The organism is Rufibacter soli (assembly GCF_054781795.1).
This window is the reverse complement of sequence record NZ_BAAGTS010000003.1, coordinates 193,717-206,074: the sequence shown is the minus strand read 5'-3', so window position 1 is coordinate 206,074 and position 12,358 is coordinate 193,717. Positions and strand designations below refer to the sequence as shown.

The 12,358-nt window shown below is 51.1% G+C and carries 13 protein-coding genes; 2 read left to right on the top strand and 11 right to left on the bottom strand.

What is annotated here, in order from left to right:
- Nucleotides 1-45: 45 nt before the first annotated feature.
- From ACYVJQ_RS14275 to ACYVJQ_RS14240, 8 genes are all read right to left on the bottom strand, one after another.
- Entirely contained in the window at nt 46-1,317 is a 1,272-nt protein-coding gene (locus ACYVJQ_RS14275) for a hemolysin family protein (protein WP_460893779.1), read from the bottom strand.
- A 16-nt stretch (nt 1,318-1,333) separates the two neighbouring features.
- Nucleotides 1,334-1,492, bottom strand: coding sequence for a hypothetical protein (locus tag ACYVJQ_RS14270; RefSeq protein WP_460893778.1), 159 nt, complete (start codon nt 1,490-1,492; stop codon nt 1,334-1,336).
- Complete coding sequence (gene lptC / locus ACYVJQ_RS14265) at nt 1,489-1,992, bottom strand: LPS export ABC transporter periplasmic protein LptC (RefSeq protein WP_460893860.1); 504 nt, start codon at nt 1,990-1,992, stop codon at nt 1,489-1,491. Before lptC ends, ACYVJQ_RS14270 begins: the two co-directional genes overlap by 4 nt.
- Before the next feature lie 156 nt (nt 1,993-2,148).
- Nucleotides 2,149-3,489 carry a hypothetical protein gene (locus tag ACYVJQ_RS14260; protein ID WP_460893777.1) on the bottom strand — a complete coding sequence of 447 codons (1,341 nt, stop codon included), beginning with the start codon at nt 3,487-3,489 and terminating at the stop codon, nt 2,149-2,151.
- Entirely contained in the window at nt 3,482-4,198 is a 717-nt protein-coding gene (locus ACYVJQ_RS14255; RefSeq protein ID WP_460893776.1) for a type III pantothenate kinase, read from the bottom strand. Before ACYVJQ_RS14255 ends, ACYVJQ_RS14260 begins: the two co-directional genes overlap by 8 nt.
- Before the next feature lie 15 nt (nt 4,199-4,213).
- Entirely contained in the window at nt 4,214-6,019 is a 1,806-nt protein-coding gene (locus tag ACYVJQ_RS14250; protein WP_460893775.1) for a pseudouridine synthase, read from the bottom strand.
- 56 nt (nt 6,020-6,075) lie between these two features.
- Entirely contained in the window at nt 6,076-6,639 is a 564-nt protein-coding gene (gene scpB, locus ACYVJQ_RS14245; protein WP_460893774.1) for an SMC-Scp complex subunit ScpB, read from the bottom strand.
- A 14-nt stretch (nt 6,640-6,653) separates the two neighbouring features.
- Complete coding sequence (locus ACYVJQ_RS14240; protein WP_460893773.1) at nt 6,654-7,037, bottom strand: TraR/DksA family transcriptional regulator; 384 nt, start codon at nt 7,035-7,037, stop codon at nt 6,654-6,656.
- 652 nt (nt 7,038-7,689) lie between these two features.
- On the opposite strand from ACYVJQ_RS14240, the gene ACYVJQ_RS14235 reads away from it, so the two are divergent.
- Entirely contained in the window at nt 7,690-8,217 is a 528-nt protein-coding gene (locus ACYVJQ_RS14235) for a DUF3575 domain-containing protein (RefSeq protein WP_460893772.1), read from the top strand.
- An 84-nt stretch (nt 8,218-8,301) separates the two neighbouring features.
- Here ACYVJQ_RS14235 and ribH read toward each other — a convergent pair whose 3' ends face one another.
- The 3 genes from ribH to pdhA form a co-directional block, all read right to left on the bottom strand.
- On the bottom strand, nt 8,302-8,784 hold the full coding sequence (gene ribH / locus ACYVJQ_RS14230) for a 6,7-dimethyl-8-ribityllumazine synthase (protein ID WP_460893771.1): 483 nt from the start codon (nt 8,782-8,784) through the stop codon (nt 8,302-8,304).
- Between the two features lie 161 nt (nt 8,785-8,945).
- Nucleotides 8,946-9,635, bottom strand: a complete 690-nt coding sequence (locus ACYVJQ_RS14225) for a tetratricopeptide repeat protein (RefSeq protein ID WP_460893770.1) — start codon at nt 9,633-9,635, stop codon at nt 8,946-8,948.
- A gap of 111 nt (nt 9,636-9,746) precedes the next feature.
- A complete protein-coding gene (gene pdhA / locus ACYVJQ_RS14220) occupies nt 9,747-10,793 on the bottom strand; it encodes a pyruvate dehydrogenase (acetyl-transferring) E1 component subunit alpha (protein ID WP_460893769.1) in 1,047 nt (348 codons plus the stop codon).
- Between the two features lie 141 nt (nt 10,794-10,934).
- Here pdhA and recF point away from each other — a divergent pair, with 141 nt between their 5' ends.
- A complete protein-coding gene (gene recF, locus ACYVJQ_RS14215; RefSeq protein ID WP_460893768.1) occupies nt 10,935-12,050 on the top strand; it encodes a DNA replication/repair protein RecF in 1,116 nt (371 codons plus the stop codon).
- Nucleotides 12,051-12,358 lie beyond the last annotated feature (308 nt).

The window sequence follows — 12,358 nt, the reverse complement described above, 5'->3', positions numbered from 1 at the left end:
TCTGAATATGTGATAAAATCAAAATATAAGCCCCTAATAGGCAGGTTATTCTTCTACTCTGCCAAACTTTACAGAGAGATGTACCGTATTGATGCGGTGCTCATCCATGGAAAGGATCCTGATCTCAAATGGCGGCACCACAATCACGTCACCGGCCGAGGGAATTTCCTCTAGTACAGACAAGATAAAACCACCCAAAGTTTCATAGTCCCCCTCGGGCAGATCCAGGTCATAGGCCTCATTAAGGTAGTCAATTTCCTGGCGGGCACTGAACAGGTAAGATCCCGGTTCTGGCAGCGGTTGCTCCAGCAGGTCTTCCTCATCATACTCGTCATTGATGTCGCCAAGAATCTCCTCCATCACGTCTTCCAGGGTCACAATGCCAGATGTGCCGCCAAACTCATCCAGCACCAGCACAATGCTGCGGTGCTCAGTAATGAATTTCACAAACAGCTCTTTGGCCAGCATGTTCTCCGGCACGGCTTCCATGGGCGTAAGGATCTCTTCCAGCGTGGCGGGATTGTTGAAGAGGGAGAATTGGTGGCAGTAGCCAAGAATGTGGTCTAGGGAGTCCTGGTAGATAAGGATCTTGGAATGCCCAGTCTCAATGAAGGCCTGCCGGAGCACGTCTACCCCCTCTTCCAGCTCAATGGCGTCAATCTCGGTGCGGGGCACCATGCACTCCCGCACTTTCACGGTCTTAAACTCCAGGGCGTTGTGGAAAATCTTACTGTCTACCTCACTGGAGTTCACCAGGGCCAGGGTGGCTTCTTCAGGGGTTTGCAGCTTTACCGCAAACGGCTGGAACGCCAGGGCATTGGATAAAAGCTCTTTCTCGTTTTCAGGGTCTTTTCCAGAAAACAGGCCAAAAACAGATTTAAGCAGCGCGGTGAAGGGAAACAAGAGCACCAGCAAAAAAGCCAGCGGCGCAGCTACCAGTTTCAACAACTTGGCCGGGGCCGAAAGGCTGGCCATAGCCCCCACTCCCACCATCAGTAACCAGGTAGCCAGCAGCGTTAAGATTCCGGCCAGCAGGTACGCCCAGACGGTGGCCAGAAACTGGTGCCAATAAAACGCCAGGCTGCCAAACAAGCCAAAGCCCAGCAGGACCACGCCCAGCCCCAACCCTAACTGAATAGTGAGGAAAAACAGCTTTTCGCGGCGCAGCAGAAAGCCCAGCAATGAGGATTGGTTTTCTGAGGCTTCCAGGGAAATGAGCGGCCGTATGGTGTAGCGGGAAGCCACCTCGGCCACACTGCAAAGTAAAAGCAGCAGGGCGCCCACCGCAATAGCTATATAAAGGTTGGCTAGGTCCATGGGCCAGAATAGAGGATCAAGGCTTTGGTTTGTTCATACGGAAAAGCATGAGAAAGATCACCGACAGCATAAAAATCCAGTAGCTTTCCAGAATACCCGTGACCATGGCCTGGTGAATGCCTATGACCAGGCAGACCACCGCCAGGGCCATATAAATGGTTTGTTTCAGGGTCATTGCTTTAACAGGAAAGAGCCCGAAAACTGCTTGAGCTGATAATTGGAGAAATCTTCATTGGCGGTAAGGCCCACGCCCGTCACTACTTCCTCGGCGCTGGTGATGCGCACAAACTTATCTGTGTAGATGCTTCTTTTCTGCCGCTGCCAGAACAACTCTTCTGTGTTGAGCTGCTCATTTTTCTTGGTGTTTTTCACCACCACGTTGTTGCGGGCAAAATAGAGGTCTTTGGCTTTGTCATACTTGGCGTATTTAGCCGAAATGATGCTGGTAGGCACTCCCTCTTCATAAAAGGTGATGTACAGGCCTTTGGGGTAGACCACGTCTCCGTTCTGGAGCTGCTGCTCTACCGGGGCACTCAGCTTCAGCTTGGTCTTAGCCGAGTCACTGTAAATGGTTACCTGGTTATAGGTTTCAGAACTGGGCCCTTTGTACTCAATAGGCTTCACCGCGTCATCTGCGCCCTGGCACCCCCAAGTGAGCACACTGAGTAAAAGCATCAAATAAAATAGACCAATCCTGTGCATAGAACTTGTTAGCCAAACCTAGATATGCCACTTAAGGCTATAAACGCATCAGATACCAAACCACTCCCCTTCAATGGGCATTTGATTTGGTATCTGCTAGTTTATTGACCGCCGGGTAAAAACAATGTATTAGTCAAACTTGCGCTTGATGAACCAACGGTTGTTGAATGTAACGCCCAAACTTACCCGCAGGTATTGCTCCTTCAAGCCAGATTCCTTCGCTTCTAACTGACCAATGGCAAAACTGGTGTTCAACATAGCCTGGGTATAATCTGGCGGACGAACGCCTCTGCCCAGCGGGAAGGAGAAACCCCAGGTAAGGGCCATGTCCTTTAAAGTCTGAATGCTACCGCTAGTGTTGCCCAGCGTAACGGCCTGGATCTCTGAATTGCCGTAATAGCCGCCCACGCGGTAAGTCACGCGCTTCAGGTAAGAGCTAACGGAGTTGGGGTCTGGCGTGAACTCCGTGCCTAATCCTATCCGGTAACTGTCTCCCAATTCCTGGCGGCCTTCGTTCTTGTTCAGGCTGAAGCCTCTGAAATCAGAGCCTTTAGAGGTAGAGTAATCAAGGCCGGCAGACCAGGTTTTGTTGTTGTCAATAGACAGACCCACCTGTAATAACTGGGGCAGGGTGGTGTTGCCTTCCAGGCTGTCTGTGATTATACCAGAGATTAGGGACTCATCCAGGGCTCTGCGCTCCTGAGCCACTTGGCGGTCTGCGTCAATTACCGCCTTGGCGGTATAGGCAGTACCCAGACCCATACTAATCTTGTCACTGAACTTCTTACGGTAATGCAGGCCGCCCTTGAAAAGCAGGCCAGAGTATTTGGTGGTTGTGTGGAAAAGCGTCTGCTGTAGGTCACTGGTTTCGCCCTGCTCTACCAGAATAGTGGTGGCTTGCTTGTCAATGGTTCCAAAAACATAGGAGCCAGAAACACCTGCCGTCAGGCCATTGGCAATGCGCACGCCATTCCCGAAGGATACTTCATTGAGGCCACCGGTACCTTTGTACTGGGTAAAGGTACTGGCGGTGCCTTCCTCTACGCCGGCCACAGGGGCCGTCAGGTAGGTGGTATAATTTACCCGGCTATAGGGCTTCAGGCTTAAAGAAGAAGTCCAGAAACGGGAAATAGGAACGGCCAGTGACAAATACCCCAGGTTGGCGGTACCATCTATCTGGGATTCCTGTTTATCAGAGATGCGTTTCAATTCAGAAGCCACCGCGGCCTCAAAGGTAACCAGGTTGTTGTAGTACAGTAAAGCCGGGTTCAGGTCATTGATGAGGGCACCGCTGGCGTTCCCCACTCCTACATGGCCCATGCCCGCATTCCTGATAGAACCGGTGCCGTGCACTACATCACCAACCCCAAAGCGGGAATATGGGGAATTTGTGAGTTGTTGCGCCTGTAGCTGTTGCGAGCCAATACATAAACAGGAGAAAAGGAACAGTGCGCGGAAATGTTTATACATTATACTCAAGAATTCGGTTTAACCCGATTAAAACCAGTTCGGGAATGACAAAGATGCGTGCTTTTACTGTACTTTCAAAAAACGGGGCGTCACCGCCCGTCAATACCACCGTCAATGGTTTGTATTGACGGTCATAATGTTGAATCATGGCTTCGGCCTCTGCCTTCACTCCAAAGAGAATTCCTCCCTGTATGGCTTCTGCGGTGGTCTTGCCGGGCAAGGGCGGTAACTCATAACCTTCCAGCAAGGGCAACTTACCGGTGAAGGTATGTACCGCCTGGTAGCGCATGGTGATACCCGGTGAAATGGTACCGCCTTCAAAAGAACCGCTGGCCAGTAGCAGATCATAGGTAATGCAGGTGCCCGCGTCTATGATCAGGCAATTACGCTCTTTAAACAGGTACTGTGCCCCTACCGCGGCAGCCAATCTATCCACGCCCAGCGTGTGCGGGGTACCGTAGTTGTTCTGAACCGGCACCGGCGTTTGGGCAGTATACAGAAGATGCCTCCCCGTTACCGGTAACTGCTGCACCAATTCTGCTGACTCCTGGCTCACCGACGCCATGATGGCGTTCTGTACCGGCAAACCCGCCAGCTTCTCCCCCAAAGAGGAAAAGTCTGGGCAGGTGAATTGCTGTACCAGTTGCCCGTCTTCAAAAAGACCGGCTTTAAAACGGGTGTTGCCCCGGTCAATTGCCAGATTCAGCATTCTTTGAACGGCAGATTACATAAAGTATTTCAGGCGAACCACTTCTTTTTCTGACAAGAAGCGCCAGTTGCCTCTAGGCAGGTCTTTCTTGGTTAACCCGGCATATTGCACACGGTCCAGGGTGACTACGTCATAGCCCAAGTGTTCAAAGATGCGGCGCACAATGCGGTTACGGCCAATGTGGATCTCCAGCCCCAGGAATTTGTTGCTGTCTCCCAGAAGGCCTAAGTCATCAACAATAGCTTTTCCATCTTCCAGCTCCACGCCTTCCTGAATCTGCTTCAGGTGTTCCTGGGTAATAGGCTTATCCAATTCTACCTGATAGATCTTAGAAACCTTGTTAGACGGGTGCGTCAGTTTCTGAGCCAGCTCGCCGTCATTGGTGAACAACAACAGACCAGTGGTGTTTCTATCCAGACGGCCTACCGGGAACAAGCGCTCCTTAGAGGCATTCTTAATAAGGTCCATCACAGTCTTGCGGCCTTCCGGGTCATCAGTAGTGGTGAGGAAGTCTTTGGGCTTGTTAAGGAGCACGTATACCGTTTTCTCCCGGCTAAGAGTTTTGCGGCCATACTGCACAGTATCAGAAGGCGCTACTTTATAGCCCATCTCGGTTACCACCTCTCCGTTTACCTTGATCTCCCCGGCGGCAATAAGCTCGTCTGCCTCACGGCGCGAACAGATACCGGCGTTGGCGATGTAGCGGTTCAGGCGCAGTTCATCGCTGGCACCTTCCGGTTTTTTCTTATTCTGGCGCTCTTCATAGCGTCTCAGGTTATAGGCCGGGGCCTCCTGGGTTTCTTCATCTGAACGGCCAAAACGACCTTCTTTGAAACCTTTGCCATCTCTGGCCGGGCGGTCAGAGCGCTCTGGACGATGGGCCCGCTCAGGGCGGTCATCACGGCGCTGGAAAGAGGAGCCACGGTCTTCGCGGCCACGGTTTTCACGTGGGGCGTTGCGGTCAAAGGGTCTGTCGCCTTCTCTGCGGGCCGGGCGCTCGGTGCTGTTTTTGTCTCTGTTTCCAGAAAACGGTCTGTTTTCACGGGGAGCTTCGCTGCGGCGGTCATCGCGACGGTTAAAGCTTCCGCCTTCTCTATCGCCGGTTCTTTCTCTGCGGTCATCGCCGCCGCGGCCTGCACCACGGTCTGGGCGGTCAGAGGAGAAACCTTCTTTTCTGAAACCACCTTCACGGCGGTCACCCCCACGGGCACCACGGCTGTCTTCACGGCCGCCATAAGACGGGCGGTCACCAGAGCGGCGCTCGCCGCCACGGTCATCACGGTTGCCAAAAGAACGGCGTTCACCGCCTCTTTCCTCTCCTCCGCGGGTTGGGCGGCTTCCACCTTCACGGCGGTCCTGGTAGGAACCTCCGCTGCTGCGGCTGTCTCTACCTTCTGAACGGTTATACCCGCCTTCTCTGGCCGGGCGGTCAGAACGGTCTGGGCGATCAGAGCCACCGCGGGGTCTGTCATAACCACGGTCATTGCCGCGGTCTGGCCGCTCAAAACCGCGGGCCGGACGGAAGTCGCCGCCTCTGCGGTCGTTTTCTCTTCTAGGCGCACGCTCACGGTCTTCGCGGCGGGTGTTTACAGTTCCGTCAGGGGTATCCTCTCGACGCGGCCTTTCAGCACGATCTCTGTCACCTGAAGGTCTGTCAGCATTGTCTGATTTTCTTTCTCTGTTCCGGAAGCCACCTTCGCGGTCTCCGGGGGCAGGGCGGTCAAAGCGGGTGCCTCTGCCAAATACTTTTCTCTCGCCGCCGCGTGCGTTATCACGTGGGCGGTCGTTGCCTTCTTGAGGCGTATCTTCGTTTCTTGCCATGTTCTTGTGAAAAATTGCAGTATCGCTACTGTATAAAAAAGGAGGTGATGGTATGCTTAAAGCGCGGCGGCTTCGCCGATAGTGTTTTCTTCCGGAGCCAGGTCACGGAGTTGAGGGAGGTCTCTGAGGTGATTCAGCCCGAAGTATTCCATGAACTTCTGGCTGGTGCCAAACAGCACGGGGCGGCCAATGGTGTTGGCCTTGCCCTTAATCTCCAGCAGGCCTTTATCCAACAGACGCTGAATGGCGTAATCACAGCTCACGCCTCTGATCTGCTCTACCTGTGAGCGGGTTATGGGCTGCTTGTAGGCAATAATGGCCAGGGTCTCCAGGGCGGAGGCCGACAGCTTTTTCTTGGATTTGTGCTTGAGTAGGATACTTACCGAGTCCTGGTAAGCGGGTTTGGTGAGAAACTGATAACCACCTCCAATAGCGTAGATCTGAAAAGCGAAGGCATCGGTAGAGAATTGGGCGTTTAAGTCCTCAATTCCCTCCAATACATCACTTACGCTTACCTCAGTGACCAGGGCCTCGGAAAGGCATTTCTGCAATTCCTCTATAGACACCGGCGAGGTGGCGCAAAAAATCAGGGCCTGAAGGTGGTTCAGTAACAGGTTCAAATGCGTTCTTTTTATTAGTCGTTACGGCTCATTTTGGCCTCAATGGTGTGCTGCGTGTGCGGCACGGCCTTTAAACGCTCCTTAGGGATCAACTTCCCTGTTTTGATGCAAACGCCGTAGCTGCCGTTCTTGATCCGGATCAAAGCGTTCTCCAACTGCTGGATAAACTTCAACTGCCGGGAGGCCAGCTGGTTCAGGCTTTCTTTTTCCTGAGTGTCTGCGCCGTCTTCCAACACTTTAGAGGTGGAGGCGGTATTGTCTGTGCCGGCGTCATTTCTGCGGCTCAACGTTTCTTTTATAAAGCCAACCTCTTTGCGGGCGTTATTTAATTTCTCAATGATGATTTCCTGAAATTCGTTCAATTCCTCTTGGGAATACCGCTGTTTTTCTTCACTCATGGCTTTTTGGTTCGTAACGGTTTTGCTATAGTTTGTTAGTTTATAAGAACATGGAGCCAGGGTCGTTTGGTTTCCTGAAGACCGTTTTCCAACAATTCCTCCCAGTCTTGGCAAAGTGCTGGCTCCTTTTTTTTGCGCAAAAATACGGTTATTATTTCTTAAAACTATGCAGAGTATCAAAATGGTAGCCGAATTTTACTATTCTCTAACCACTCGCTGACTTGCTTTCCTTTTTTAGCCCCTACTAAAATCTCCCTTCTTGACTTGGCCGTCCATTTGCAGACCTACTTTACATCCTGAGTTGCTTATAGCAAGGCTTCTAATGGCGAGGGCTAAAATTTTCTATCAAAAGCTATTCTGCCAGTTGTTTTTGGCCTTTTTGCCTAATCAATTCTGGCTGAATTCTTTTAAAAGGGAGGGATATGAAAGAAGAAAGGTATAAAAGCAGGATTCTGCTTAGTTAGTATATAGATAATCTATATATTTAAAAAAGTTCTAGGTCTGTCATGGATGATTTTGGAGGGCGCTTGTATATTATTCTCTCTTAAGTAACCACTTCTCTATCATTGACCGACCTAGTTTGCTTACTGGCAGTACTTTCCCTTTCAAGGTCTGCCTTTCTGTATTGCTTACTACCAAAATGTAATCTTATATGAAGAAACTTTACTTCCTTGCCTTATTTGGTTGCTTTTTCCTGTTCCAAAATGGTGCCCAGGCACAGAATCTGGTGAAAGCCAATTTACTAGCCCCTCTTTTGCAGACAGGTTCCTTCTATTATGAACGGGTGATTGATGATACAAAAAGCGCCCAACTTGGCCTTTTCTTTACCAAGTTTGAGGAACTCTCAGGGTTTGGGGTAACGCCCGAGTTCAGGTTTTACCTGTCAGAGAGGCCTGCGCCAGATGGGTTCTACGTGGCGCCTTTTCTAGGCTTTATGCGCTTTACCGTTGAAGATACTGACTTTGGGAGTTACAAAGGCACGTCCACCAATTTTGGTGGTGGGGTAGTGGCCGGAAGGCAATGGATTTTCAAGGATAGGGTCTCCTTTGATATTTTCATTGGGCCTGAGTATACTTCCAGCAGTGTGAAGGTGGAAAACGGAAATAAAGAAGACATAGAAGATGCCGCATTCAGTGGCTGGATTGGCCGCGGAGGCATTAGCCTGGGGCTTAAGTTCTAGATCCTATCCTCACTTCAATGCAAGAGAAAGGCCAGCCCTATGATAGGAGCTGGCCTTTCTCTTGCATTGAATCTTTAGTGGTATTTAGTCCAGCCACCTAAGCATTTGAATGGCCGTAGCGGCGGCTTCTACGCCCTTGTTGCCGTGCTTGCCGCCGGCCCGGTCCCAGGCTTGCTGCTCGTCATTGGTGGTCACCAGTCCGAAGATCACCGGCTTATTGAACTTGAGCCCTACCTGGGTAAGCCCGTGGGCCACCGCATGGCAGATATAGTCATCATGCTTGGTTTCGCCTTTAATGACTACGCCCAAGGCGATGACGGCGTCAATCTCATTGCTCTGGGCCAGAAACTGTGCTCCCAAGGTGAGTTCAAAACTGCCTGGCACGGTGTTACGGTGTATGTTGTCTGGCTTAGCGCCATGCTGCAGCAGCGTTTCATAGGCTCCTTTGCACAAGGTATCTGTAATTTCTTTGTTCCATTCTGCTACTACCAGACCAAATCTCTTTCCTGAGATGTCGGGCATACTGTCTGAGTTATACTCACTGAGGTTCTTCAGGGCGCTTGCCATTGAGTTTCAACGTTTAAAGAGGAATTGCTTTAGGCCGGACTGTTTTAGGCCTATTTTGGCAAAAACGGCCCGGAAACGGTTCTACGCAAAAATGCATAAAAAAACGGAGCGGCTGCCATAAATTAATACAGCAGCCGCTCCGCGGGATTTCTTTTCAGAAATTATTTCTTGGCCAGGCCTTCAGCGCGCGCCTTGTATTTCTTGGCGTCGTTTACCTCTGGGCTAACCGGGTAATCATTGATCACTTTCTCATATACCTCTATCGCGTCTGCGTATTGGTTGGCAGACTCATAGGCCATGGCGGCTTTCATGAGGTACTGTGGCGAGAAGAAGTCGTTGGCTTTGTGCTCAGCAGCTTTCTTGTAAAGGGCGGCAGCTTCTTCTTTTTTACCTAGTTCCAGGTTGGCATCACCTTGCAGGCTATAGGCGCGGGCCTGCAGCAATAGGTCATCAGACTTGAACTCCTCCAGGTAATTAAGGGCCTCCTGGTATTTGCCTTCCTTCAGAGAGATAACCCCGGCGTAGAAGTTAGCCAGTTTACCCGCCTTGGTGCTGCCGTACTCATCGGCTACAGATTTGAAACCAGCGTTCTGGCCATCACCGTTCAGGGCTTTGTTCAAAGAATCAGCTTCCAGGTAATACTCGGCCTGGAACATGGCGGCCAGTGCTTCCTGGTTTTTAGACTGTTGGTTCTGGTAGTACAGGAACCCACCTACCACGGCAGCCGCAATGGCCACAAACAGACCTATCAGAAGGTTCTTATGGCGCACCACAAATTCCTCTGACTGCACAAGGCGTTCGGCCAGCGCATCTGGATTCTCCACTAGCTCGTATTCGCTCTCGTGCTTCATTGTGTTATTTGACATCAGAAAATATAAAAATATGATTAGCTGCTGATTATGGGAAAAAGCCCTGCCCGCTGAACCCCATTCTGGATGAGAGGGTTCCCGCGGGCCGGATTTTTAGTCCATCACGTAAGGATAGTTTTTCTCTACGTAAATGTCTGTGTATAATTCTTCTGGCGCTGGGTAAGGAGATTTCTCGGCAAAGTCCACAGATTCCTGCACCTGGGCCTTCACTTTGTTGTCTATCTCCTCTAGTTCCTTCTCTGTGGCGTAGTTGTTCTCCAGAATGGTGAACCGCACGCTCTCAATAGGGTCTTGGTTACGGTAGCTTTCCAGTTCTTCTTTGGTACGGTACTTAGCCGGGTCAGACATGGAGTGGCCTTTGTAGCGGTAAGTTCTAAACTCCAGGAAGGTTGGGCCTTCACCGGCACGGGCACGTTCTGCAGCACGGGCTACGGCATCATGCACGTCTTCACAGCGCATGGCGTTTACCGCCTCAGATGGCATGTCATAAGCCAGGCCTAGTTTATAAAGCTCGGTCACGTTAGAGGTACGCTGCACAGAGGTACCCATGGCGTAGCCGTTGTTCTCTACCACAAATATAGCGGGCAGTTTCCAGAGCATGGCCATGTTGAACGCCTCATGCAAGGCACCCTGGCGTACGGCACCGTCACCCATGTAGGTGATAGACACGTTGCCGGTCTTGTTGTATTTCTCGGCGAAGGCTAAACCTGCACCCATAGGAACCTGCGCCCCTACAATACCGTGGCCGCCCACAAAATTCACTTCTTTGTCAAAAATGTGCATGGAACCGCCTTTGCCCTTAGAGCAACCGGTGGCTTTGGCATACAGCTCGGCCATGACGGCATTAGGTGAGGTGCCCAACCCTAGTGGGTGCGCGTGGTCACGGTAAGCGGTAATCCATTTATCGTCTTTAGTAAGGGCGGTAATGGCTCCGGCGGCACAGGCTTCCTGGCCAATATAGAGGTGGCAAAAGCCTTTGATCTTCTGCTGGCCGTATAATTGACCGGCTTTTTCCTCAAATTTGCGCATGAGCTGCATCATCTCATACCAGCGCAGGTAGGTCTCTTTTGAAAATGCTGGGGCAGCGTTTACCTTTGCCTTTTTCGCATCTTTTGTCTTCGCTGCTTTCGTCTCCGCCATACTATAAGTTTGTTCGTAAAGGTTAAGTCAAGGAAAAATTGGAACTTGCCTGCGCGCCATTTCTGGGTAGAAGCAACGGCTGGTTTAGCTCCGTAAGGTATTCTAACATGCGAAATTAAGTAAAAATCTTCAAACAAGTTCATGCTCCTCGAAAATCTACACTTACTCCACTTCAAGAATTACGAGGAAGCCACCTTGCCTTTTTCAGCGCACATCAATTGCTTTATAGGCGACAACGGCAGCGGCAAAACCAACCTGCTGGACGCCATTCATTACCTTTCGCTCACCAAAAGCGCGTTTACGGGCACAGACCTGCAGAACATAAAGGAGGGCGAAGACTACTTTATTGTGCGGGGCCGGTTCAAGAGCCAAGAGAAAGTAAGCGCCGTGCAATGTTACCTCAAGGCGGGCCAAAAGAAGATCATCACGCTTAACAAGACGCCGTATGAGCGCGTGAGTGAGCACGTGGGTCAGTTCCCGGTGGTCTTGATCTCACCGTATGATACTGATCTGATAAGGGAAGGCAGCGAGGAGCGCCGCAAGTTCTTTGACTCCCTCATGGCCCAGCTGGACCACACCTATCTGGACCTGCTTATTCAATATACCTACATTCTCAAGCAACGCAACTCCCTGCTCAAGCATTTTGCTGAGAAGAACTACATGGACCGCGAGTACCTGCAGGTGCTGGACGAGCAGCTCATGCCGCTGGGCACCGAGCTGAGCATTAGAAGGGCCGCGTTCCTGGAGATCTTTGAGCCGGTGTTCCAGCGCCACTACCACCACCTGTCAGATTCCTCTGAGGTAGTCACTTTAGGTTACCAGAGCCAGCTCACGCGGCAGAATTACGCCTACCTGCTGGACCAGAGCCAGCGCAAGGACCTGCTCTTGCAGCGTACTACCGTGGGCCCGCACAAAGACGACTTTGTGTTCTTGATGGATAACCGCAGCGTGAAGAACTTCGGGTCACAGGGGCAGCAGAAAAGCTATGTGATTGCGCTCAAGCTGGCCCAGTTTGAGGTGCTTTCCTTGCAGAAGGGCCAGAAACCGCTGTTGCTCTTAGACGATATCTTTGACCGCCTGGACCAGAAACGCATCACCAAACTCATGCAACTGGTAGCAGACAACACCTTCGGGCAGATTTTTCTCACAGACACCCACCTGGAACGCACTGACCAGATTCTGCGCCCGCTCTCAAACAACATCCGGCGGTTCAGGATAGACCAAGGCACCGCCGAGACTATTGAGGATGAGGGGTAGATTTAGTTGTTGGTTATCAGTTGTTAGTTGTTAGGGATGGGTTTTGAACTGCTATGAAGGCTTTTGGTGAGACCACTTACAACCGCAAAAACGCCACTACTAGTGAATCTCAGCTTCCAATAACGTATGCCCTAGTTGGTGTTCTCACCAACTAGCACTTAGTCGTATCCCTTGAGTAAAACCCGTATTAAGGCCGTTTTCCCAAAACCAGCCTCAAAACAGAAAGTGCATAAACCCGTTTATAAATGGGGATAACCGAGTGGGTAAATTCATCTGCCCCGGGAGCCAAATCTGCGGAAGGAATTGCC

Bases quoted from the DNA above. Each gene is read 5' to 3' on its own strand.
- ACYVJQ_RS14275 (WP_460893779.1), bottom strand. From the start codon at position 1,317: ATGGACCTAGCCAACCTTTATATAGCTATTGCGGTGGGCGCCCTGCTG.
- ACYVJQ_RS14270 (WP_460893778.1), bottom strand. From the start codon at position 1,492: ATGACCCTGAAACAAACCATTTATATGGCCCTGGCGGTGGTCTGCCTG.
- lptC (WP_460893860.1), bottom strand. From the start codon at position 1,992: ATGCTTTTACTCAGTGTGCTCACTTGGGGGTGCCAGGGCGCAGATGAC.
- ACYVJQ_RS14260 (WP_460893777.1), bottom strand. From the start codon at position 3,489: ATGTATAAACATTTCCGCGCACTGTTCCTTTTCTCCTGTTTATGTATT.
- ACYVJQ_RS14255 (WP_460893776.1), bottom strand. From the start codon at position 4,198: ATGCTGAATCTGGCAATTGACCGGGGCAACACCCGTTTTAAAGCCGGT.
- ACYVJQ_RS14250 (WP_460893775.1), bottom strand. From the start codon at position 6,019: ATGGCAAGAAACGAAGATACGCCTCAAGAAGGCAACGACCGCCCACGT.
- ACYVJQ_RS14240 (WP_460893773.1), bottom strand. From the start codon at position 7,037: ATGAGTGAAGAAAAACAGCGGTATTCCCAAGAGGAATTGAACGAATTT.
- ACYVJQ_RS14235 (WP_460893772.1), top strand. From the start codon at position 7,690: ATGAAGAAACTTTACTTCCTTGCCTTATTTGGTTGCTTTTTCCTGTTC.
- ribH (WP_460893771.1), bottom strand. From the start codon at position 8,784: ATGGCAAGCGCCCTGAAGAACCTCAGTGAGTATAACTCAGACAGTATG.
- ACYVJQ_RS14225 (WP_460893770.1), bottom strand. From the start codon at position 9,635: ATGAAGCACGAGAGCGAATACGAGCTAGTGGAGAATCCAGATGCGCTG.
- pdhA (WP_460893769.1), bottom strand. From the start codon at position 10,793: ATGGCGGAGACGAAAGCAGCGAAGACAAAAGATGCGAAAAAGGCAAAG.
- recF (WP_460893768.1), top strand. From the start codon at position 10,935: ATGCTCCTCGAAAATCTACACTTACTCCACTTCAAGAATTACGAGGAA.